Genomic DNA, 21,820 nt, shown 5'->3' with positions numbered 1-21,820 from the left:
ACGCTGTCGGTCCGCCTTTTCGTTACCGTTTTCCGGAGTCTTTCGATGGAATACCGCAAGCTCGGGGCCAGCGATCTGCTGGTCTCTTCCGTATGCCTGGGTACGATGACCTTTGGTCAGCAGAATACCGAGGCCGAATCCCATGCCCTGTTGGACGCAGCCTTCGCTCACGGGGTCAATTTCATCGACGCGGCCGAGATGTACCCGGTGCCGCCGTGTCCCGAGACCACCGGCGCCACCGAATCGATCGTCGGATCGTGGTTGAAGGGGCGGGCCCGCGACGAGGTCGTCGTGGCGACCAAGCTTACCTCCGCGGGCCGCGGGCTCGACTGGATTCGCGGCGGTCCCGCATCCAACGACCGGGAGACGATCCGCGCGGCGGTGGATGGCAGCCTGCGCCGCCTCGGCACCGATTACATCGACCTCTATCAGATCCACTGGCCCGACCGGAATCAGCCGATGTTCGGCCAGTGGCGTTTCGACGCGTCCGCCGAACGCGACGCGACGCCGATCCGCGAGCAGATGGCCGCGCTCGGCGAGCTGGTGAAGGAGGGCAAGATCCGCCATGTAGGCCTGTCCAACGAGCACCCGTGGGGGCTGATGACGTTCCTGCGCGCAGCCGTGGAGCTGGGGCTCGCCCCGGTCGTTTCGGTGCAGAACGCCTACAACCTGCTCAACCGGGTGTTCGAGCAGAGCCTCGCCGAAGTGTGCTTTCGCGAGAACGTCGGCCTGCTGCCGTATTCGGTGCTGGCCTTCGGCCTGCTTTCGGGCAAGTACCTCGGCGATCCCGCGGCGCCCGGGCGAATGACGTTGTTCCCGAACTTTGGCCAGCGCTATCAGAAGCCCAACGTCGGTCCGGCGGTGGCGGCCTACGCGGCGCTCGCCGCGCGCCATGGGATGCAGCCCGCGGAGCTGGCGATCGCCTTCGTCGCGAGCCGCCCCTTCGTGTCCAGCACCATCGTCGGGGCGACCTCCCTGGCCCAGCTGGAGACCAATCTGCGCGCCTGCGCGCGTCCCCTCGATGCCGACGTGCTCGAAGAAATCGATGCCCTTCACCTCCAGTTCACCAATCCGGCGCCGTAAATGTCGGGCCGCCCGCGGGTGAGCGTGGGCGCCCATTTTGGGGAGGTTGTGTTGAAGGAAATCGTGGCGGCTCAGGATTTGCGTCTGGGCATGTTCGTGTCCGAACTCGATCGTCCGTGGCTGGAGTCGCCGTTTCTCCTCCAGGGATTCCTGGTGGAAGACGAACAGATGCTGGCGCAGTTGCGCGATGTCTGCCGCTTCGTCTATGTCGATCGTGCCCGCTCGACGGGGGACGCCTGGCGTGCGCCGACGCCGGACCCGCAGGCCGATGCGCCGCCGGAACGCGTGGCGACCATGTCCAGCTTCCAGGTGCCAGCCGATACCCGGCGCAGGCCGATGAATTTCTTCGCGATGCTGCGTGCCCTGCGCGGCACCTCCGTCGGCCAGCCGGACGCGGTGCTCGACGGGGCGGGGGGCGGTGCCGCAGCGCCGTGGCTGAGGATTTACGCCGATGCCCAGCCGGCCCGTGGAGGCAGCGTCGAAGAGGCGCGTCCCAACGACTATTCGGCCGCGGCAGCGGCGGGTCGACCGTTGATCACCGCAACGTCGGCGCCTGGCCGGCGCGGCGGTGGCATGCGCCGCGACGCGCCGGACGAAGCGTTGCGCGGCGGGCCCGGCAGCCCGGTGGGCCTCGTCTACAGCGAGCCGACGATGCCGGTCGAGGAGGAGATCGTCGCGGCGTTGCCGCTGGTGGACAAGGCCCAGACCCTGCTCGCCCAGATCGCCGAGGATGTCCAGCGCAGCCTCAATCCCGACCTCGAGCGCCTGCGCGGGGTGGTGTCCGAAATGGTACTGAGCGTGGCCCGCAATCCGGACGCGTTGTTGTGGCTCGCGCGCCTGCGCCAGACCGACCAGTACAGCTACGATCATTCCCTCGACGTGTCGGCCCACGTGATGATCTTCGGGCGCTATCTCGGACTCGGCGACGAGTCGATCACCGCGCTCGGGATGGCCGGCATGCTGCAGGACGTGGGCAAGCTGCGCCTGCCGGTGCGCCTGCTCCAGAAGACCGGCCCGGTGTCGCCGACCGAATTCGAAATCTTCAAGACCCACGTGGCGTACTCGCTGCAGGTGCTGGCCGATTCGCCCCACGCCTCGCCGCTGATCCTCGAAATCGTCGCGCGTCACCACGAGCGCTACGACGGCAGCGGCTACCCGCGCGGCCTCAAGGGCGAGCAGATCGGCCTGATGTCGGAGATCGCCGGCATCTGCGACATGTATTGCGCGATGACCCGCGAGCGCCCGTACGGTGCAGCGGCGAGTTCCCAGGCCGCGCTCGACGCGGTGCGTGCCCAGCGCGGCAGCAGCTTCTCGGAAAGTACGGTGGACCAGTTCGTGCAGTGCATCGGTTTGTATCCGGTGGGCACCCTGGTCGAACTTAACACCGGCGAGGTTGCCGTGGTGGTGGCCCAGAACCGCATCCGACGGCTCAAGCCGCGGGTGATGATCCTCCTCGGGCCCGACAAGAAGCCCAATCCCTATCCGCACACGCTGGATCTGCTCTACGACCAGTCCTCCACCAACGACGAGCCCTACGCCATCGTCCGGGCGTTGCCGCCCGGCGCGTACGGAGTCGAGCCGTCGGAGTTCTATCTGGCATGAGCGTCATGGCCGCCCTTTTCGACCGGCAGCACGGTTACGTGGTCGATGGCGACGTGCTGGCCCGTTTGCTGCTGCGCTACGGCATCGGTCAGGGCGAGCAGGCGGCCATCCGTGCTTTTGGGCGCATCGTGCGCGTGGACGATCTGGCGCAGGCTTTGCTGGAGCGCCTGCATCTGGCCGATGGGGGAATCGGCGATGGCACCGTGGAGCCGGCGCTGCGCGATTTCTGCCACGAGCTGGCACGGATTTCCGAATGGGATTTCTCGCCCACCTGGCCGGCCGGGCTCGCGGCACGCTGGGCCGAGTGCTATCTGGCCGGAGCGGTGGCCGAGTTTCCGTTCATCGCCATCGAAGCGCTGATCGGCCTGTGCCAGCAGCGCCTGTTCGGCGAACGGGCGATGGTTTACCGGCTCGAGCTCGACATCCTCAACGCCCTGGTGCGGCTCGGCTGGTGTCTGGGCGGCCTGCTCGCCGAGGTGGCCATCGAGCACGAGCAATCCTTCCGGCTGTCGGCCGAGGATGGCGATCCGGTGCTGGGCATTCCCAACCGCCGTCGCTTCCTCACTTTGCTGTCGGACCGCCTCGACCGCATCGGCGCGGGTCGGCAGCTTGGGTTGGTGATCCTCCATGTCGAATGGGGGCGCTCCGCCGACGTGCTTGCCCTCGATCAGCGCGACCACCTGCGTCTGGCGCTTTCCGAGGCGATGCGCGCGGTGCTGCGACCCAGCGACATCCTCTGCGCTCTGGGCGACGACACCTGGGCGGCGATCCTGCCCGATCTGCACCACCCGGCCCAGGTTTCCCTGGCCGGGCACAAGCTCGTCGATGCCTGCGAGGTGTTGCGCTCCAACAGCTTTCCGTCGCTGCGCGGGCGTTTTTACGGCGGCGGTGCCTGGGCGCCCGACCACGCGAGCGACCCCTTCGGCCTCGAGCACGCGGCGCGCACGGCGCTGGTCGTGGCCAAGAGCAGCGGCCGGCCGTTCGACATCTACGGTGGCGAGGTGGTGGTTCGCGCCGAAGGCGACGCGAATTTCGAGATGGAAGTGGCGCGGGCCCTCGAAGCCCAGCACTTCCAGCTTTACCTCCAGCCCCAGGTCGAACTACCGTCGCGCCGGATCGTCGGCGCGGAGGCCTTGCTGCGGTGGACGCGCTCCGACGGGCGGCCCGTGGCGCCGCCGGAAATCCTGCGCGTCGTCGAGCGCATCGGGCTGATGCCGGTGTTGTCGCGCTGGGTCATCCAGCAGGCCGCGCAGATTTTAGCCAGCCTTGCCGCTGCGGGGTGCGAGGTGCGCGTGTCGGCCAACATCGTTGCCGAGGATCTGAGCGATCCGGAGCTGCCGATCTTCATTCGCCAGACCTGCGACACCTGGCGGGTTCCGCCGTCGCGCCTGAGCTTCGAGATCACCGAGAGCGGTCTGGTGTCGGGCGAGGGCATGTCGGTGCGCACCCTCGAAGCACTGCGTGAAGGCGGCGGGCGGCTGGCGCTGGACGACTTCGGCACCGGCTATTCGTCGATGGATTACCTGCGGCGTCTGCCCGTGGATGAACTGAAGCTCGACAAGTCCTTCGTCGAGCGGATTACCGGTTCGGACAACGACCGGGCCATCGTCGAGCTGATGGTGCGCATTGCCCACACCTTCGGGCTCGAGGTGGTGGCCGAAGGCGTCGAGACCGCCGAGACCGAGGCGGTGCTGGTGGCGATGGGCTGCAATTGCGCCCAGGGCTATCTCTACGCCCCGGCCATGCCCGTCGAAGAATTCGTGGCCTGGTGGAAGGCCGCGGAAGCGGCGTAGCGTTGCCCGTGTCGAATGATTTATTCGGTAGCGCGGCGACGCTTGCGCGGCGCGTCGGCCTCGGCAGCGGGGGCGTCCTCGGCGCCGGCGTTACCGGCGTCGGCGCTGTCGGTTTTGTCGTCGGCCGGTTTCTTGGCGGAATCTGCTTCTCCTTCGCCCTTGACGGCTTTCGCCTTGCCGGCGGCTTTGGCGACACCCGGCGGTGGTGGCGGAGGAAGCTGCGGCGCGACTTCCGCCATCTTGTTCTCGGCCATGTAGTCGTTCATCTCCTTCCAGCCCGCGAAGACCGCAGCGCGATGCGCGGCCGGATTCAGCGTGAAGCAATCCTCGATGGCGCGGCCGGCGTGACGGCAGGCGCTGCCGACGGCCTTGCCGTCGGCTTCCGCTTGGGCCTCCGACTTGGCCGGGTCGGGGATGCCGAGGCGCTCGCAGCCGCCGAGCAGGACGGCGCAGAGCAGGAGTCCGAATGTCAGGCGAAAGGCGGAGCGGGGCATGGCGACAGGGCTGGATGGTGTCGGAAGGTGCAAGGTCAACGGCGCCCGCAATGCCGACTTGAACATTCTCAACATTCGCTTGCAACTTGGCGCCGCCAGGCTCCGGCGGCCTTTTATAATTATCGTTTGCCTTGTTTCAATTTGTTTTCGGAAAAGAATCCCATGATGAAATTCAGCCGTTCCGTCCTGTGTGCCGCGATTGCCGGCCTGTGTGTCACGTCCGCTTTCGCCGCGCCCAAGAAGCCGGCCGCCAAGGCCGAGGCGCCGAAGGCGGTGGCGGTCGACACCTCGCCGGTGACCGAGATCGAGCTGGTGCACAGCCTTGGCGCCGACAAGGGCGCCCAGCTCCAGAAACTGGTCGACCGCTACAACGCCGGCAACAACGGCCCGAAGATTGTCATCCACGACCGCGCCTGGAACACCGGCACGCTGCCGCACATGATGATCCTCGGTGAGCGCGATCTGGCGGGTTTCCTCAGCGGTCCGCAGCGCTACCGTCCGCTGTTCCAGGTCATGAAGGACGCCGGCGTGAAGATGGAAACCCTGCGCGCCCCGGCCATGATGACGCCGACCCCGCTCGATGCCCAGAAGCGCCTGGTCGCGCTGCCGGTCGGTCTGTCCACGCCGGTCATGTTCTACAACAAGGACGCTTTCAAGGAAGCCGGCCTCGATCCCGAGAACGCACCCAAGACCTGGCAGGAACTCCAGGGCGCCCTCGGCAAGTTGGTTGCCGCCGGCCAGTCCTGCCCTTACACCACCGCCCAGCCGGCCTGGGTGCTCGTCGAGAACATGAGCGCCTGGCACAACGAGCCGGTCGTCACCGAGGGCAAGAAGACCTCCCTCGCCATCAATGGCATGCTCGAGGTGAAGCACGTCGCGATGCTTTCGTCCTGGTACAAGGCGCGCTACCTGCAGCTCTTTGGTCGCGACGACGAAGCCGTCGATCACTTCGCGAAGGGCGAATGTGCGGTGCTGACCGCTGCCTCCGGCGCCTGGCCGACGCTGCAGCGCCAGGCTGGCTTCAAGGTCGGTGTCGCCACGCTGCCGTACCACGAGGATTACTACGGCGCCCCGCAGAACACCCTCGCCGATGGTCCGGCGATGTGGGTCGCGGCTGGCAAGAAGCCGGCCGAATACAAGGCGGTCGCCCGCTTCGTGGATTTCTGGCTGAGTGCCGAGAGCCAGGTCGAATGGCAGCGTAATGCCGGTTACCTGCCGCTCAATCGCTCGGGCCTGCTGGCCTCCGAGAGCCGTCTGCTCGCCTCCGATCTCGCCAATATCCACGTCGGCGTGCAGCAGCTGACCCACAAGCCGGTCACCGCCGTGTCCAAGGCCAGCGCCTACCCGCAGCGCGCCGTCGTGCGTCGCATCATCGAAGAAGAGCTGGAATCCGTCTGGGAAGATCGCAAGCCCTCCAAGCTGGCGCTCGACACCGCGGTGGCCCGCTCGCGCACTGTCGACTAAGGGAACGGTAGGATGTCCGGCTGGGGCTGGCCACGGATCATCGCTCACCGTTGCGGTGGTGCTCTGGCCCCGGAAAACACCCTCGCCGGGTTGCGCATCGCCGCGCTGCTGGGATGCCGCGCCGTCGAGTTCGACGTCATGCTGTCGGCCGACGGCGAGCCGCTGCTGATCCACGACGAAACCCTCGACCGCACCGCCGGCCGTCCCGGTCGGGTCGGCGCGCTGGCGGCGGCCGAGCTGCTGGCGACCGACGTCGGGCGGCCCTTCCACCCTGCCTTTGGTGGCGAGACGATTCCCCGGCTCGATACGGCGCTCGAGTGCTGCGCCGCGCTTGGGCTGGCGGTCAATCTCGAGATCAAGCCCGCCGCAGGCGTCGAGCAGGAGACGGGGAGGGTGGTCGGCCGTCATCTCGCCGCGTTCCCGACCTCCCGGCGCCCGGCCGTGCTGCTGTCGTCGTTTTCGGCGGCCGCGCTCGACGCGGCGTCCAGCGCGTCCCCCGATGTCCCGCGCGCCTTCCTGGTCGGGCGGTTCGACGCGGCAAGTCTCGCTCATGCCGTCCGGATGGGGTGCGCCGCGCTCAACCTGTCCCGGGACGATCTCGACGCTGTCGCCGTGGCAGCGGTCCACGCGGCCGGCTTGCGCTGCCTGGTCTATACCGTGAATGTCCCGGATGAGGCGCGGCGCCTGTTTTTGCTCGGCGTCGACGGGGTGTTTTCGGATCGCCCCGATCTGTTGCTGAGCGCATCGCCTACGCCAAATTTTGGCTGATCGTCCTTGATCCGGCCGGCTTGACGTGAGGGCGACGGCCCCCTAACATCGCGTTTTTCCTATTCCGGGCAGTGCGTCTTGTCTCTCTCGCAGCTCTACGCGCCGATCGCCGAAGACATGAAGGCGCTCGATGCCGTCATCCGGGATCGTCTCTATTCCGACGTTGTCCTCATCCGCCAGGTTGCCGAATACATCATCGGTAGTGGCGGCAAGCGCCTGCGTCCCGCCATGGTGTTGTTCACTGCGGGTGCCGCCGGCTATCAGGGCGACAATCACCGTGAACTCGCTGCGGTGGTGGAGTTCATCCACACCGCCACGCTGCTGCACGACGACGTGGTGGACGAATCCGACCTGCGTCGCGGCAACAAGACCGCCAACGCCATGTTCGGTAACGCCGCGTCGGTGCTGGTGGGCGATTTTCTTTATTCCCGCGCTTTCCAGATGATGGTCGGCGTGCAGAACATGCGCGTCATGCAGGTGCTGGCCGATGCCACCAACGTGATCGCCGAAGGCGAAGTGCTTCAGTTGCTCAACTGTCACAACGCCGACGTGGAGGTGGACGACTACCTGCGCGTGATCCGCTACAAGACCGCCAAGCTCTTCGAGGCTGCTGCGCGCCTGGGCGGCATCCTCGGCGGGCTCGACGCCGAAAAGGAAGACCGTCTGGCGGCCTTCGGCATGCACATCGGCACCGCTTTCCAGCTCATTGACGACGTGCTCGATTATTCGGGCGACGAGGCGGACACAGGCAAGAACGTCGGCGACGATCTCGCCGAAGGCAAGCCCACGCTGCCCTTGATCCACGTCATGAAGCATGGTTCCCCGGAGCAGGCCGCGTGCGTGCGCACCGCTATCGAAAACGGTGGTCGCGACGATTTCGCCAAGGTGCTTGAGGCGATCCGTGCGAGCGGTGCCATCGAAGCGACCCGCAAGGTGGCCGAAGCCGAGGCTCAACTCGCGCTCGACGCACTCGATGCGTTGCCCCCTTCCGTTTTCAAGGACTCCTTGATAGAATTATCGAAGTTCGCAGTCGCACGGAAATATTGAGTTCGGCAGCTGTAGATAAGTCGAATTCGATGTTGAGTGTGGCTGTTTTGTTTTAGCGGCAGGGCCAGACTGTCGTGGCAGTAAAATCGTCGGGGAATAGCTCAGCCTGGTAGAGCACTGCGTTCGGGACGCAGGGGCCGGAGGTTCGAATCCTCTTTCCCCGACCACTCATTCCGATGTCGTCCTCTTTGGACGCGTCAAAAAAGGAGCAAAGCCTTTAAGGCTTTGCTCCTTTTTTTTATGGCGCCGCTTTTCGTCGTCGGGCGCCCTCAGCGCAGGCGGGCGATGTCACGTAGTGGCGGGGCGCCGAACAGGCGGCGGTATTCGCGACTGAATTGCGAGGGGCTTTCGTAGCCGACGCGGCGGGCGACGGTTGCGGCGTCGATGGCTTCGGTCAGCATCAGCTTGCGCGCCTCCTGCAGGCGGATCTGCTTCTGGTATTGGAGCGGGCTCATGGCCGTGAGCGCCTTGAAATGGTGGTGCAGTGACGACTTGCTCATGTTGGCGGCGTCGGCCAGGGCATCGATGGAGAGCGGTTGATCGAAGTTGTCCTTGATCCACTCGATGGCCCGGGCGGTGCGGTGGCCCTGGCTGTCGGCGGCGGCGATGCAGCGCAGGCGCAGTCCTTGCGCGCCGGTGAGCAGGCGATACAGCAGTTCGCGTTCGTGGAGGGGGGCCAGCACCGGGATGTCGTCCGGTGTATCGAGCAAGCGGGCGAGCCGCAACAAGGCCGCCATCACCGGCAGGGTCAGGTCGCTGATGCCCAGACCGAGCTGACCGTTGCCAGGCGAGGGCGGGGCGAGGCGCATCTCGCCGGCCAGTTCGGCGATCTTGCGGGCGTCCATGTCGAACACCGCGCACAGATAGGGCGCGGCGGGCGAGGCTTCGACGATCTGCCCCATGACCGGCAGGTCCACCGAGGTGATGAGGTAATGCCGACTGTCGTACTGAAAGCTCTCGTCGGCCAGCGACAGGCGCTTGCTGCCCTGGACGGCGACGGCCAGCACCGATTTATAGACCGCGCAGATCGGCGTGCTGGTGCTCGAGGCGCGGAAGAAGCTGAGGCCTGGTACGGCCGTCGTCGTCGGGCCTTCGGCGCTGCAATATCGTTCAATGAGCTCGGCCAGCGCGCGCCGCGCGGCGTCGAGCGAGGCGGACGGATCGGAGGCCGAGGTGCCTGAATCGGTCATGGTTTGTTCTCCTGCCAGGAGCCGGGAGCTTAACGCCTGACGAAGTGCTCAGGTTGGGCTTGGGGATGTTTTTTGGAGAATCGGGCAAGAATCTGACACGATTCTGCAATGCCATCCGGCTTCCCGTAGGCTAAATTGCGACGATGAAAGTCGGGCGAAAAAGTCCCGGCGGCGCCACGATGCCTGCAACATCCAACGGAGAATGACCATGATCCAGCTCACCGTGAACGGCAAGCCCCACAAGGCCGATGTCGACCCCGACACCCCGCTGCTGTGGACCTTGCGCGATTCGCTGCTTCTTACCGGAACCAAGTTTGGTTGTGGCGCGGGCCTGTGCGGCGCCTGTACGGTGCTGGTGGACGGCCAGCCGACCCGTGCCTGCATCACGCCGGTGTCGGCCGTGAAGGGCCATAAGATCGCCACCATCGAGGCCGTGGACGGCTCACGCGTCGGCAAGGCGGTGCAGGACGCGTGGCGCAAGCTCGACGTAGTCCAGTGCGGCTACTGCCAGTCGGGTCAGATCATGAGCGCGGTGAGTCTGCTCTCCGCCAACAAGAATCCCAGCGATGCCGACATCGACGCTGCGATGGCAGGCAACCTGTGCCGCTGCGGCACCTACGTGCGCATTCGCGCCGCCATCCACGAAGCCGCCAAGGCCCTGGCTTAAGGAGACATCGCGATGAAGCACGCTGTTCACAATCCCGTTCAGAACCTCTCCCGCCGTGGCTTCCTGCAGGGGGCCACGGGGCTCACGCTCGGCCTGGCGCTGCCGCCGCTGGCCACCGCCGCGAAGCCTGCGAGCGCTTCGCCGGCGGCGTCGGCCCCGTCCTTCGAGCCGACGCCTTTCCTGCGCATCGGCGCCGACAACACCGTGACGGTGATCTCGAAGCACCTGGAAATGGGGCAGGGCACCTACACCGGCCTCGCTACCATCGTCGCCGAGGAACTCGACGCCGACTGGGCCCAGGTCAAGGTCGAAGGGGCGCCGGCCGATGCCAAACGCTACAACAACCTGTTCTTCGGCGCGGCCCAGGGCACCGGCGGCAGTACCGCGATGGCCAACTCCTGGGGCCAGATGCGTCAGACCGGCGCCACCGCGCGCGCCATGCTGGTGTCTGCCGCGGCGAAACGCTGGCAGGTGCCGGAAGGCGAGGTCGCCGTGGCTGGCGGTATCGTCAGCCACGCCGCCAGCGGGCGCAAGGCAAGTTTCGGCGAGCTGGCCGAAGCCGCCGCCCTCGAAACCGTGCCGGCCAGCGTCAAATTGAAGGATCCGAAGGATTTTCGTCTGATCGGCAAGCACGCTCCGCGCAAGGACAGCGTCGCCAAGACCAACGGTACCGCGCAATTCACCCAGGACGTGCATCTGCCGGGCATGTTGGTGGCGGTGGTTGCCCATCCGCCGCGCTTCGGGGGTCAGGCAAAGTCGGTCGATGCCAGCAAGGCCCGAGCGGTGAAGGGCGTGGTGGATGTGGTTACCATTCCCGGTGGCGTCGCGGTGCTGGCGCGGGATACCTGGAGCGCCAAGAAGGGCCGCGATGCGCTGGTGGTCGAATGGGCCGACAGCGCCGCCTTCAAGCTCGGCAGCGCCGAGATTTTCGAGCGCTACCGCGCCCTGGCCCAGCAGCCGGGCCTCGTGGCCCGCAAGGAGGGCAATGTGGACGCGGCCTTTGCCGGCGCGGCTCGCGTGGTGAGCGCCAGTTACGATTTCCCCTATCTCGCCCACGCCGCGATGGAGCCGATGAACTGCGTGGTGCAGCGCACCGCCGACGGGCTCGAGGTGTGGAACGGCGAGCAGTTCCAGACCGTCGACCAGGCCACCCTGGCGGCGATGTTCGGCCTGCCCCCCGAGAAGGTCACGATCCACATGCTGTACGCCGGCGGCAGCTTTGGCCGGCGCGCCTGCACCCAGTCCGACTACCTCAAGGAGGCGGCGTCCATCGTCAAGGCCAGCGGCACCCGCGCGCCGGTCAAGCTGGTGTGGATGCGCGAGGACGACATGAAGGCGGGCTATTACCGCCCGCTGTTCCATCATCGCCTCGAAGCGGCCCTCGATGCCGACGGTGCGATCCGCGCCTGGCGTCACCGTCTGGTGGGGCAGTCGATCATCACCGGCTCTGCCTTCGAGTCGGTGATGGTCAAGGACGGCATCGACGCGGTGTCGGTCGAAGGCGCGGCGAACCTGCCCTACGCGCTGCCCAACCTGCAGGTGGAGCTGCACACGCCTACCGACATCGGCGTGCCGGTGCTGTGGTGGCGGTCGGTGGGCTCGACCCACACCGCCTATTCCACCGAGACCTTCCTCGACCGCCTCGCCGCCGAATCCAGGCAGGATCCGGTGGCCCTGCGCCTCAAGCTGCTCGACAAGCACCCGCGTCACAGCGCGGTGCTGCGCCTGGCCGCCGAGAAGGCCGGCTGGGGCACGCCGCTGGCGGCCGGCAAGCCGGGCGAGCGGCGCGGCCGCGGGGTGGCGGTGCATGAGTCGTTCCGCTCGTACGTCGCCCAGGTCGCCGAGGTGACGGTGGCCGCTGACGGCAGCGTGAAGGTGGATCGCATCGTCTCGGCGGTGGATTGCGGCATGGCGATCAACCCGGACAACGTGCGCGCCCAGGTCGAGGGCTCGGTGGGCTTTGCGCTGTCGGCGGCGTTGCACGGTGAGATCACCCTGAAGGACGGGGTGGTGGAGCAGGGCAACTTCGGCGAGTACGCACCGATCCGTATCAACGAGATGCCCAAGGTCGAGGTCTACATCGTGCCGTCCGCTGAAAACCCCACGGGCATCGGCGAGCCGGGCGTGCCGCCGGTGGCGCCGGCCGTGGCAAACGCGATCGCCGCGGCCACCGGTCAGTGGGTGACCCGCCTGCCTTTCCGAGCCGAGCAGTTGAAGGCCTGAGCCCGATCTGCCGAGACGGCCGGGGTGGCATCGTCTGCCCTGGCATTTCAACTTCGTGTCGGAAGGAATCCGGAGATGGATAGCCAGGATTTGCAGGTGCTGGCCGCGTTGCGCCGCTGGGCGGCGGGCGGACATCGGGTTGCGCTGGTCACGGTTGCCCGCACCTGGGGCTCGGCGCCCCGGCCGGCGGGCGCGTGGATGGCGCTTTGCGACGACGGCAAGGTACAGGGCTCGGTGTCGGGCGGCTGCATCGAGGACGATCTGATCGAACGGATGCGCGACGGCCGAATCGCCGGCAGTCGGCCCTTCGTGCTTCGTTACGGCGTGACCCGCGACGAGGCGGCGCGCTTCGGGCTTCCTTGCGGGGGCACCCTTGAACTGCTGGTCGAACCCGCGCCGGACGCCGCCCGTCTCGCCGATCTGGCCGCGCGCATCGAGGGGGGGCAGCTGGTGCGCCGCGAGGTGGATCTCGCCAGCGGCGCGGTGCGGGTGCTCGATGCCTGCCGGGGCGAAGCGCTGCACTGGGACGGTGCGCGGCTGTCGACACTGCATGGGCCGCGCTGGCGGCTGTTGATCGTCGGTGCCGGGCAGATCTCGCGTTACCTCGCGACGATGGCCCAGGCGCTCGACTACGCAGTGAGCGTCTGCGACCCCCGCGACGAATACGCCATCGAGTGGGACGTGGCCGGCGCGCCGCTGGTGGCCGGCATGCCCGACGACGTGGTGACCGCGATGCTGCCCGATCCCCATACCGCTATCGTCGCCCTGACCCACGACCCCAAGCTCGACGACATGGCGCTGCTCGAAGCCCTCAAGTCGCCGGCGTTTTACGTCGGTGCGCTGGGCTCGAGGGTGAACAACGCGGCCCGCAAAGCGCGCTTGCTCGAGTACTTCGACCTGTCGGAAAGCGAGGTCGGGCGGCTGCACGGCCCGACGGGCCTTCCCATCGGCAGCCGAACGCCGCCCGAGATCGCGGTGTCGATCCTGGCCGAGATGACCGCCGTGAAGAACGGCGTCCGTTTCGTCCGGCCGGAGCCCGCGGCCCCGGCCAGCGCGGGTTGCGGGCTGGGCTGAAGAGGTGCGCGGCGAAGTGGTCGGCATCTTGCTGGCGGCCGGTTACGGACGGCGTTTTGGCGGCGACAAGCTGAGCCATCCGCTGGTCGATGGCCTGCCGATGGCGGTGGTGGCGGCCCGCGCATTACGGGCAGCCTGCCCGCATAGCGTGGCGGTGGTGCGCCCCGAGCAGGTGGACCTTGCCGGCCGGCTCGCCGCGGAGGGGCTGACGGTGGTGACCTGCGCCGCTGCCCGCGAGGGCATGGGCTACAGCCTCGCCGCCGGGGTGACGGCCACACCCGAGGCCGCCGGCTGGGTCGTGGCGTTGGGCGACATGCCCTTCGTTCAGCCGGGCACGCTGCGCCAGGTGGCGGATGCGCTGACAGACGGGGCGGCGTTGGCGGCCCCTTTTCACGCCGGGCGGCGCGGCCATCCGGTGGGCTTTGCCGCCCGTTGGCGGGATGCGCTGCGGCAGCTCACGGGCGATGCGGGTGCCCGGGCGATCCTGGGCGCCCATGGCGACCTGCTGTGGCGGATCGAATCCGACGATGCGGGCGTGCTGCGCGACGTGGATACGCCCGAGGATCTCCTCCGCCCGGCCTGAGCCGGCCTCAGCTGGCCTGCGGGCCGATCCAGCGCGCCAGGGTATCGAACAGGATGTCGGGCTCCACCGGCTTGGCGATGAAGTCGTTCATGCCGGCCTTGATGCAGCGGTCGCGGTCTTCGTCGAAGGCGTTGGCGGTCATCGCGATGATCGGGGTGTGCTGGCGGTCGGGCAAGGTACGGATGAGGGCGGTGGCCTCGAGGCCACCCATTTCGGGCATCTGCATGTCCATCAGCACCACGGCGTAGTCGCTGGCGCGCAGCATGTCGATCGCTTCGCGGCCGTTGTTGGCGACGTCGATCCGCAGGCCGGTGTTCCCGAGCAGCTCGAGGGCGACTTCCTGGTTGACCGGGTCGTCTTCCACCAGCAGCACCCGCGCGCCGGCATGGCGGCGCCGGATCATGTCCTCGGTGGTGCTGCCGCCGGGAATGGCCTCGATGTTGGTGGCGGGGGCGCTACCTGCAACCAGTCGCGCGGTGAACCAGAAATTGCTGCCCACGCCGGGCGTGCTGACGACGCCGGCCTCGCCACCCATCAGTTGAGCGAGGCGCTGGGTGATCGCCAGCCCGAGACCGGTGCCCCCGTACTTGCGCGTGGTGGAGGCGTCCACCTGGCGGAAGGGCTGGAACAGCTCGCTGCAGCTCTCGGGCGGAATGCCGACGCCGGTGTCCTCGACCTCGAAGCGCACCAGCAAGCGGTCGCCTTCGCGTTCGAGCAGCCGGCTGCGGATCACGATCTGGCCCTGCTGGGTGAACTTCACGGCGTTGCCCGCGAAGTTGAGCAGGGCCTGGCGCAGTCGCGTCGGATCGCCTTCGAGGTGGATCGGCACGTGGTCGTACTCGACGCTGACCGTCAGGCCCTTGGCATCGGCGCTGTCGACGATCAGCGAGCGCACGTAGTCGACGATCGACGCAAGATGGAAGCTGGTGTGCTCGAGCACCAGCTTGCCGGCCTCGATCTTGGAGATGTCGAGGATGTCGTTGATGATCGCCAGCAGGTGGCGGCCGGCATCCTCGATCTTGTCGATGCGCTCGCGCTGGGCCGCCTCGAGGGTGCTGCGCTTGAGCGCGTAGGCATAGCCGAGGATCGCGTTCATCGGCGTGCGGATCTCGTGGCTCATGTTGGCCAGGAAGCTGCTCTTGGCCAGATTGGCGGCGTCGGCGGCGTTCTTGGCTTCTTTCAGGGCGGCCTCGGCTTCGCGCATCGGGGTGATGTCGATGAAGGTGGCGACGAAGCCGTCGCCGAGCACCTGGCCGCCGATGAACAGGGTGCGTTGCTGGCCGTCCTTGGTGGTGACCTGGTATTCCAGCGTCTCGACCCGGCCGTCGCCGGCGATCGCGCGGTTGACCGCGGCTTCCCAGGTGCGCTGCACCTCCCAGCGATAGATGGGATCGGGGTAGACGCGCTGCCACCATTCGTCGAGGGTCGCGATGTCGCTTTCCTGGTAGCCGAAGAGCTCGGTGAAGTATTGATTCACGGCGCCGATCCGGTTGCCGATGACGTGGGCCAGGGCCACCGGCGCCGCGTCGAAGAGCATCCGGAAGCGGCGGTCGCGTTCGGCGATGAGGGCCGCTTCGTGGGCGTTGCGCAGGGTCTGCTCGGCTTCGCGGCGCTCGGTGACGTCCCGGGACAGCATCAGCACCCGCAGGCTGCCGTCCACGTGCTGCTTGCGCGCGGCCGACAGCTCGAACCAGCGCGCCGCGCCGTCGATGTCGAGGCGAATGGTGCGGCCGTAGTCGCCGCCCCGGGCCGCTGCAGTGGCGATGGCGGCCATGACCGTGGCAGCGGCGTCGGCCGGCAGGACGTCGCCGACGCGCCGGTCGATCAGCTCCGGGTGGGAGGCGGCCAGCAGGCCTTCGTCGCGGGCGAAGATGTTGCGGTAATAGCCGTCGGTGTCGAATTCGAAGAGCAGATCGGGAATCGCCTGCAGCGTGGCGGCGAGGCTTTCCTTGGCTTCGCTGGTGGCCCGATGGGCCTGGCGCAGTGCCTCCAGGGTGTGCTCCAGGGCGGTGGTCTTGGCGCTGACCTGACGGCGCAGCAGCACGTTCCAGGCCACCAGCATCGAACCGATGCCGGCCACCGCGAGCAGGGCCCAACCGATATAACGGCTGTAAAGGGCGAAGTCGACCGGGTTGCCGAACCATTTCCGGCGCAGTGCGGCGTCTTCCTCGGGGCTGATCGCCGCCATGCCGCGCTCGACCAGATGCAGGGTTTCGGCGTCGCCCTTGCGCACCGCGCGATGAAACTGGCCCTGGTAGAGCTCGAAGGCCTTCGGGAAGCTGTGCTGGGCGTGGGCGCGGTAGAGGTAGTAGTCGGCGGGCCCCTCGTCGAGGCAGAAGGCCTTGATGTCTTCGCGCTGGGCGGCGGCGATCAAGTCGGCGTAGTTGGGGTACTCGACCAGCGTGGCGATACCGTTCAGGTGCAGGTGGTCGATGCAGGCGTCGCCCGCCTGCACGCCGATCTGAAAGCCCTTGAGGGTGTCGAGCCCGGTGATGCCGGTGATGCTGCGGTGGGTGTAGATGGCGACGGGGAGGTCGGCGTAGGGCCGCGTGAAGTCGTACAGCGGTTCGCGCTGGGGGGTGCGGAAAATCGTGTCGATCACGTCCGCCTCGCCACGCGCCATCATCTGCTGGGCCCGCGCCCAGTTGGTGGCCGTGAGGGTCACGGGGATGCCGGTGCGGGTCTCCCAGATGTGCCAGACGTCCACCAGGTAGCCCTCGACCTTGCCTTCGGCATCGCGGAACAGGTAGGGCGGATAGTTGTCGTCGGCAACCACGTGGATCGAGCGCCGGGACTCGGCAGGGGTGGCCGTCGTGTCGGCCGCGACGGCCGTGTCGGGACCGCCGACGCTGCACAGCAGCACCGCCAGCAAACGTCCGACGAAGACACGGCGAAGCAGGGGTGGCGACATGTTCTCCTTTTCAGCCGAAAACCATCCGGCGGCCCGTACGACATCGTCCGGTGGTGACATCTTATTTAAATGTCACACCGCGAAGACATTCGGCCACTATGTCACGAATGGGACAAATCTGCACCAGGGGTATGGCGCGGCGCGCTTGCAGATCGACGGGTGGGGTCGATACAATGCAGATGTTGCGCCGCAGCATTTGCACTGCAACATCCCTGCTATAACGGAAGGAAAGTTCATCGTGCCCCATACCCACGCCCCCACGAAGGCCGCCGCCTGTCATGACGCGCTGGAGGCTTTCGAGCAAGAACACCACCACGCCCCGGACGCCCACGAGAAGGCCCGGCTCCTGTCGGACGCCGTGAAGGAATGGGAACACGAGGAAGTCGCCGCGACCCACCCCGAAGCCTCGGTCGCCTGATTCCGGGCCGCGCCGGCAGACTGTCGCGCGGCCTTGTTTCAATCACGTGGCGAAGTTGTTGCACGTTGAAGTGCGTTCGTGCATAATAGCTGTCTTTCCAAGGCGGAAACGTTCTGGAAAACGTAGCAAACCCCCTGTAGTTGAAGGGTCGTCGGGGAATAGCTCAGCCTGGTAGAGCACTGCGTTCGGGACGCAGGGGCCGGAGGTTCGAATCCTCTTTCCCCGACCAAAATTCCCGCTGAAAAAGCCACTCGAAAGAGTGGCTTTTTTGCGTTTGCGGTGCCGAATCGTGGTGGCGCCGATGGGTTTCCGGTGGACCCGGCCTCGCCTCGGCTTCGTCGGTGCGAGGCCGGCTCACTCCTTGCCTTTCGGATCGCCCCCCAGTGCGGCGCGGATCGGGGCGGGCACGAAGGGCGCCTTCAGCAGATCCACGCTGACGAACACGCCGGTGCCGCCCGGCGAAGTGCTGGCACCGGCGGGCGTGGGGATCGACTTCATCGTCGTCGCGCGCTGGCCGTCGGGGCCGTCGACGGTGGGCTTCCAGTCCAGCCCGACGCCGCTGCCGATCTGCAGATTGACCCCCGGCACCACGCCCCAGCTCGCCTTGGCGGTGGTGAGGCTGACGCCGCCGGACGGCGCCACGCTCCAACCGAAATCGAGGCTGAGGGTCATCGGCGGCATCCAGCCGAGCCTGGCGTGGGCGAGGCCGAGCAGGTCGTCCCCCGAGAACGACGCCTTGAGCTGGGTCGGGCCGCCGGCGGTGCCCGGCAGCACGTAGCGGAAATCGGTGAGCGTCGAGTAGGGAATCAGCCCCAGCGGGGCGGCCAGATTCACGTCGGAGAGCAGCTTGCGGCCGGCCGGATCGCCGAGTCCGGCGCCCAGGGCGAGGCCGTAGGTGCCGACGCCGAAGCCGGCCACCGCAACCTGTTCGCCGGTACCGAGGCCGTTCCACTGGCCCAGCGCGTAGCGCTTGGCGGGGTCGAGCAGCACGCGCTTGACGCCTTCGTTCTCCTTGGCCTGCTCGACGACGGTCTTGACCCCTTCGGTGAGGGCGTCGGCGGCCTGGTCGGCTTCGGCGGGCTTCACCGCATCGTCGAGCTGCACGGCGCTGCGGCCGCGCTGGGCCTGTTCGAGCACGTGGGTGAGTTCGTGGCTGAGGAGGCGTCGGCCTTCGTGGGTGCCCGGCTGCCAGCGCCCCGGGGCGAAGCCGATGTCGTGGCCGCTGGCGAAGGCGTTGGCGCCCAGGCTCACGGCGGCGTCGCTGTCGGGGTGGATGCGCACGGCGCGCAGGTCGGCGCCGAGACGGGCCTCGAAATAGCGCCGCTCGGTGGCCGGCAGCGCGACGCCGGCATCGAGCCCGAGTGCGGCGAGGGGCGGCTGACGGGGCGTGGCTGCGCGCGCGGCGGCCGCGCGGGGCGGACGTTCGCCGTGGGCGACGCGCTCGGCGCGCTGTTCGGCCGGGCGATCGCGGGCGATGGGCGGCATTTTTTGCCGGTTGCGGGGCGTGCCCATGTTCTCTTCTCCCTTTCAGCGGGCGGCCGGGCCGGTGGCGTAGCGGTTCACGTCGTCTTCGCCGACCGCTTCGATATCGCGGGAATTCACCCAGAACTGGTGTAGTTCGCCGATCGCCGCCGTCCAGCGCACGTCGGGCCAGTTGGGATGACGGTAGTAGCGGGTTTCGCCGAAGCGCGCGCTGCCCGGCTCGGGGCCGGCGACGAAGGAATCCACGTCGCCGTCGGGCGGCGAACGGCTGAGAATGGGGCGCCCGGCGGCCTGCACCTCGTCGAGCACCTCGCCCGGCGGCTTCTTGACCACGTAGGCGCTCACCTGGGCGGCGCGCTGGGCGTCGACGTTGGCCGGGGCGACCAGCACCCGGTCAGGCCACTGGCCGTGGAAGAACCAGCTGCCGAGTCCGCCTTCCTGGGTGCGGCCGAGCAGGCGCACCCACGGATCGTTGCCGAGCAGTTGCTGGTCCGACAGGATCGGCTGCCCGCCGCTGGCGGAACGGAACAGCGGTGTCTCGCTGCCCTGTTTGAGGCGGAAGATGTTGCGCCGCTCGGCGGCCGGCAGCGCGGCCAGCTGGGCGCGCATGTCGGCGTCGAGGCTGCCGAGCAGGCGCTGGCCCAGGGGGGCGATGATGTCGGTGAGATCGATGCGCTGGCGCAGGCTGCGGTCGGGGGCGTCGACCACCGCGTAGTAGCGGCGCGGCTGCTGGCGCTCCTCGGCGCTCGGGAAGCCGGGCATCGGCGGTTCTTCGACGATCGTGCCGAGCACCTTGGCCATGTCGAGGAAGAGCAGGAAATCCCGGTGGCTGGTGATGAGGGTCGGCAGGGTGCGCCCGAACGAGGCGGTGTCGATGCTGCGCACATAGGGGTAGCTGCCGCTCCCGAAGGCCTCGGTGTCGGCTTCGACGCCGGCGGCGGCGCGACCGTCGACGATGTGCCAGACGGCGTGGGTCGGGTTGCCGCCGAACTGCGCCCAGAAGTCGATCTGCGCCTGGCCGACGGCAATGTTGCGACGCTGCTGCTGCAGGTTGCGACCGATGGGGGCGAGGATCTCGTTGGCGACCACGAAGAGCGCCATTCCGCCCGCGGCGACGCGCATCCGTGGGCTGACGCCACTGGCGGCGGGGGTGGTGCCGCCGGCCACCGGTTCGGCGGTGAGCGGCACGAGTTGCGGACTGCGCGACACCACCGCGCGGCCGTCTTCGCCGATGCTGATGACGCGCCCGGCGGGTGCCACGCTGTACAGCTGGCCGCCTTCGAGCACGGCGGCGATGGGCCGCCCGGTGGCGGCGTCGGTGGCGACGACGCCCCCCGAAGCGCCGCGCACCACGATGTCGCCCTCGCGCAGCTCCACGGGCTGGCTGGGCGGCACGATGCGCCCGCCGCCCACCTGGATGGGCTGTCCGCTCAGGTTGAGCACGTTGCTGGGCAGGTTGACACCGGGGGCGATCTGGGTGGTGCCCGGAATGCCCGGCACCTGCAGGGGCGCGGGGTCGAGCCCGGTTGGGAGCTGGGGCGCGGCCCCGGCCGGCGCGGGCGCTGCCGGGATGGGGGGCACGCCCGGCGTGCCGCTCTCCGTGCCGCTGCCGGTGGTGCCCGGCGCGGCGGCGGGCAACTGCATCGGCTGCATCGGGAGCCGGGTGAGCTGGCGGCTTTCGGCGTCGGCGCCGACCCGGTAGAGCACGCCGCCCACCAGGGCGAGGCCCCGGCTCTGCTGCTGGAGCCGTGCGATGGTGGCGCTTTGCTGGAGTTCGAGGGTGCTGCCGACGACGGCGGGTTGAACCTGCTGGTTGCGCACCGCGTCGAGGAGCTGGCGGGCGCGGCTCTCGAGGAGCAGTCGCTGGGCGGTGGCGGCGGTGAGGTAGTTGATCTCGGCCGAGGATTGGGCCATGCGCAGCGGGATGACCGGCGCGGTGGTGCCGTGACCGCTGCGGCTGCCGGCAAAGCGCGCGTCGCTGGGGACGATGACCATGCGCGGGGCGACGGTGAGGTTGCGCACCTCGCGGGCGTGATCGCTGTATTCGAAGGTGCGCGCCACGCCGGGCAGCAGGATGCGCAGGCCGGTGGTGCTGTGGGCTTCGATCCAGCGGTGAACCTGCTCCTGCCCCTGCACGCCGCCTTCGAGGCCGGACTTGATCTCGGCGATGCGCAGCACCCGCAGCCCGCCGCCATCCACCACGCCGATCAGGCCGTCGGTGAACAGCACCGGGTTGGTCCAGCCGCCGTCGTCCATGCGCAGTTGGGCGGTGACGTTGAGGTAGAGCTGGGCGTTCGGTTCGGTCTGGCGGATTTCCTGCAGCGCCTGTTCGAGCAGCGGTCGGGCCAGGGCTTCGCCGACGTTGCCCTGCAGGATCGACTGGTGGCCGGCGGAAATCTGCAGGCCGCTGGCGGGGTCGTACTGCAGGTTGCCGAGACGCGCGGTGAGCGCCCCGCCGGCGGACTGGAGGGCGGCCAGATCCTGCCGCTGGCGGGTGGCGTCGTAGTCGGCCGGCGCGGCGGGCGCCGAGACGTCCACCGCCGGCCGGGCGGCGCCGCTGCGCTGGCCGCGGGCGAAATCGGGGCCGAGGAGCTGGACGAGGCGCTCGCGGGGGCGGCCGGTGGTCTGACGCAGCGCCCAGGTGGTGGGGTCGGCGGCGGCGGTCTCGCTGCGCAGGTAGCGCTGGTAGGCGGCGTCGAGCTGGGCGTCGGTGAAGCCGGGGGGCTGGCTGCGCACCAGCGCGGCGAGGCTGGTCGGGGCGTCGCCGGGTTGGGTGTTGTCGCGGCGCAGGGTGGGGGTGGCTTCGTCCTGCAGCACGTGGGCGACTTCGTGGGCGAGCAGGCGTTCGCCGCTGGGGGTGTGGGGCTGGTCGTGGCGTTCGCCGACGACGATGTGCGGGCCGAGGGCGAAGGCGCGGGCGTCCAGGCTGGCGGCGGCCTCGCTGGCGTCGGGCCCGTGGTGCACCCGCACCGCCGAGAGGTCGGCACCAAGACGGCGTTCGAAGCGGCGGCGCAGGCCGTC

The 21,820-nt window shown here is 68.4% G+C and carries 16 protein-coding genes and 2 tRNA genes; 13 read left to right on the top strand and 5 right to left on the bottom strand.

The genetic code is table 11. From position 1 onward, the window contains the following. The first annotated feature begins 45 nt into the window (after nucleotides 1–45). From ACE3P2_RS04655 to ACE3P2_RS04645, 3 genes are read left to right on the top strand one after another with little or no spacing between them, the layout of a single operon-like run. Nucleotides 46–1,083 (top strand): aldo/keto reductase, encoded by a 1,038-nt coding sequence (locus ACE3P2_RS04655; RefSeq protein WP_374261578.1) that lies wholly within the window; start codon nucleotides 46–48, stop codon nucleotides 1,081–1,083. After that, complete coding sequence (locus ACE3P2_RS04650) at nucleotides 1,084–2,685, top strand: HD-GYP domain-containing protein (protein ID WP_374261576.1); 1,602 nt, start codon at nucleotides 1,084–1,086, stop codon at nucleotides 2,683–2,685. Next, on the top strand, nucleotides 2,682–4,478 hold the full coding sequence (locus tag ACE3P2_RS04645) for a putative bifunctional diguanylate cyclase/phosphodiesterase (protein ID WP_374261574.1): 1,797 nt from the start codon (nucleotides 2,682–2,684) through the stop codon (nucleotides 4,476–4,478). The genes ACE3P2_RS04650 and ACE3P2_RS04645 overlap by 4 nt, the downstream gene beginning before the upstream one ends. A 20-nt stretch (nucleotides 4,479–4,498) precedes the next feature. Here ACE3P2_RS04645 and ACE3P2_RS04640 read toward each other — a convergent pair whose 3' ends face one another. Next, nucleotides 4,499–5,038 (bottom strand): hypothetical protein, encoded by a 540-nt coding sequence (locus tag ACE3P2_RS04640; protein ID WP_374261572.1) that lies wholly within the window; start codon nucleotides 5,036–5,038, stop codon nucleotides 4,499–4,501. A gap of 96 nt (nucleotides 5,039–5,134) precedes the next feature. On the opposite strand from ACE3P2_RS04640, the gene ACE3P2_RS04635 reads away from it, so the two are divergent. The 4 genes from ACE3P2_RS04635 (at nucleotide 5,135) to ACE3P2_RS04620 (ending at nucleotide 8,418) form a co-directional block, all read left to right on the top strand. Next, entirely contained in the window at nucleotides 5,135–6,436 is a 1,302-nt protein-coding gene (locus ACE3P2_RS04635) for an extracellular solute-binding protein (RefSeq protein WP_374261570.1), read from the top strand. A gap of 12 nt (nucleotides 6,437–6,448) precedes the next feature. Further along, nucleotides 6,449–7,204: a glycerophosphodiester phosphodiesterase gene (gene ugpQ, locus ACE3P2_RS04630; protein WP_374261568.1), complete on the top strand. Its 756-nt coding sequence runs from the start codon at nucleotides 6,449–6,451 to the stop codon at nucleotides 7,202–7,204. Nucleotides 7,205–7,282: 78 nt separating this feature from the next. Then, a complete protein-coding gene (gene ispB, locus ACE3P2_RS04625) occupies nucleotides 7,283–8,251 on the top strand; it encodes an octaprenyl diphosphate synthase (RefSeq protein WP_374261566.1) in 969 nt (322 codons plus the stop codon). A 90-nt stretch (nucleotides 8,252–8,341) separates the two neighbouring features. Then, nucleotides 8,342–8,418 (top strand) — tRNA-Pro (locus ACE3P2_RS04620). Between the two features lie 102 nt (nucleotides 8,419–8,520). Here the strand turns inward: ACE3P2_RS04620 and ACE3P2_RS04615 are convergent. Beyond that, nucleotides 8,521–9,441: an AraC family transcriptional regulator N-terminal domain-containing protein gene (locus ACE3P2_RS04615; RefSeq protein WP_374261564.1), complete on the bottom strand. Its 921-nt coding sequence runs from the start codon at nucleotides 9,439–9,441 to the stop codon at nucleotides 8,521–8,523. Between the two features lie 208 nt (nucleotides 9,442–9,649). On the opposite strand from ACE3P2_RS04615, the gene ACE3P2_RS04610 reads away from it, so the two are divergent. The 4 genes from ACE3P2_RS04610 (at nucleotide 9,650) to ACE3P2_RS04595 (ending at nucleotide 13,988) form a co-directional block, all read left to right on the top strand. After that, entirely contained in the window at nucleotides 9,650–10,108 is a 459-nt protein-coding gene (locus ACE3P2_RS04610) for a (2Fe-2S)-binding protein (protein WP_374261562.1), read from the top strand. Nucleotides 10,109–10,120: 12 nt separating this feature from the next. Further along, nucleotides 10,121–12,331, top strand: a complete 2,211-nt coding sequence (locus ACE3P2_RS04605; RefSeq protein ID WP_374261560.1) for a molybdopterin cofactor-binding domain-containing protein — start codon at nucleotides 10,121–10,123, stop codon at nucleotides 12,329–12,331. Nucleotides 12,332–12,406: 75 nt separating this feature from the next. Continuing rightward, complete coding sequence (locus ACE3P2_RS04600; protein ID WP_374261558.1) at nucleotides 12,407–13,405, top strand: XdhC family protein; 999 nt, start codon at nucleotides 12,407–12,409, stop codon at nucleotides 13,403–13,405. Between the two features lie 16 nt (nucleotides 13,406–13,421). Beyond that, complete coding sequence (locus ACE3P2_RS04595; protein ID WP_374261556.1) at nucleotides 13,422–13,988, top strand: NTP transferase domain-containing protein; 567 nt, start codon at nucleotides 13,422–13,424, stop codon at nucleotides 13,986–13,988. A gap of 7 nt (nucleotides 13,989–13,995) precedes the next feature. On the opposite strand, the gene ACE3P2_RS04590 is transcribed toward ACE3P2_RS04595, so the two are convergent. Continuing rightward, a complete protein-coding gene (locus tag ACE3P2_RS04590) occupies nucleotides 13,996–16,899 on the bottom strand; it encodes a response regulator (RefSeq protein WP_374261554.1) in 2,904 nt (967 codons plus the stop codon). A 238-nt stretch (nucleotides 16,900–17,137) separates the two neighbouring features. Here ACE3P2_RS04590 and ACE3P2_RS04585 point away from each other — a divergent pair, with 238 nt between their 5' ends. Together ACE3P2_RS04585 and ACE3P2_RS04580 are read left to right on the top strand one after the other, a co-directional pair. After that, complete coding sequence (locus tag ACE3P2_RS04585; RefSeq protein WP_374261552.1) at nucleotides 17,138–17,317, top strand: hypothetical protein; 180 nt, start codon at nucleotides 17,138–17,140, stop codon at nucleotides 17,315–17,317. A gap of 152 nt (nucleotides 17,318–17,469) precedes the next feature. Continuing rightward, nucleotides 17,470–17,546: transfer RNA gene (locus ACE3P2_RS04580), tRNA-Pro, on the top strand. 125 nt (nucleotides 17,547–17,671) lie between these two features. On the opposite strand, the gene ACE3P2_RS04575 is transcribed toward ACE3P2_RS04580, so the two are convergent. After that, nucleotides 17,672–18,829, bottom strand: coding sequence for a DUF4157 domain-containing protein (locus ACE3P2_RS04575; protein ID WP_374261550.1), 1,158 nt, complete (start codon nucleotides 18,827–18,829; stop codon nucleotides 17,672–17,674). A 15-nt stretch (nucleotides 18,830–18,844) separates the two neighbouring features. Next, nucleotides 18,845–21,820, bottom strand: a 2,976-nt coding sequence (locus ACE3P2_RS04570) for a DUF4157 domain-containing protein (RefSeq protein WP_374261548.1), incomplete at its 5' end; no start/stop codon positions are given.

Origin of the sequence: Zoogloea sp. (genome assembly GCF_041911615.1) — a bacterium.
Taxonomy (GTDB): Bacteria; Pseudomonadota; Gammaproteobacteria; order Burkholderiales; family Rhodocyclaceae; genus Zoogloea.
This window is presented reverse-complemented; position numbering and strand designations above follow the sequence as displayed.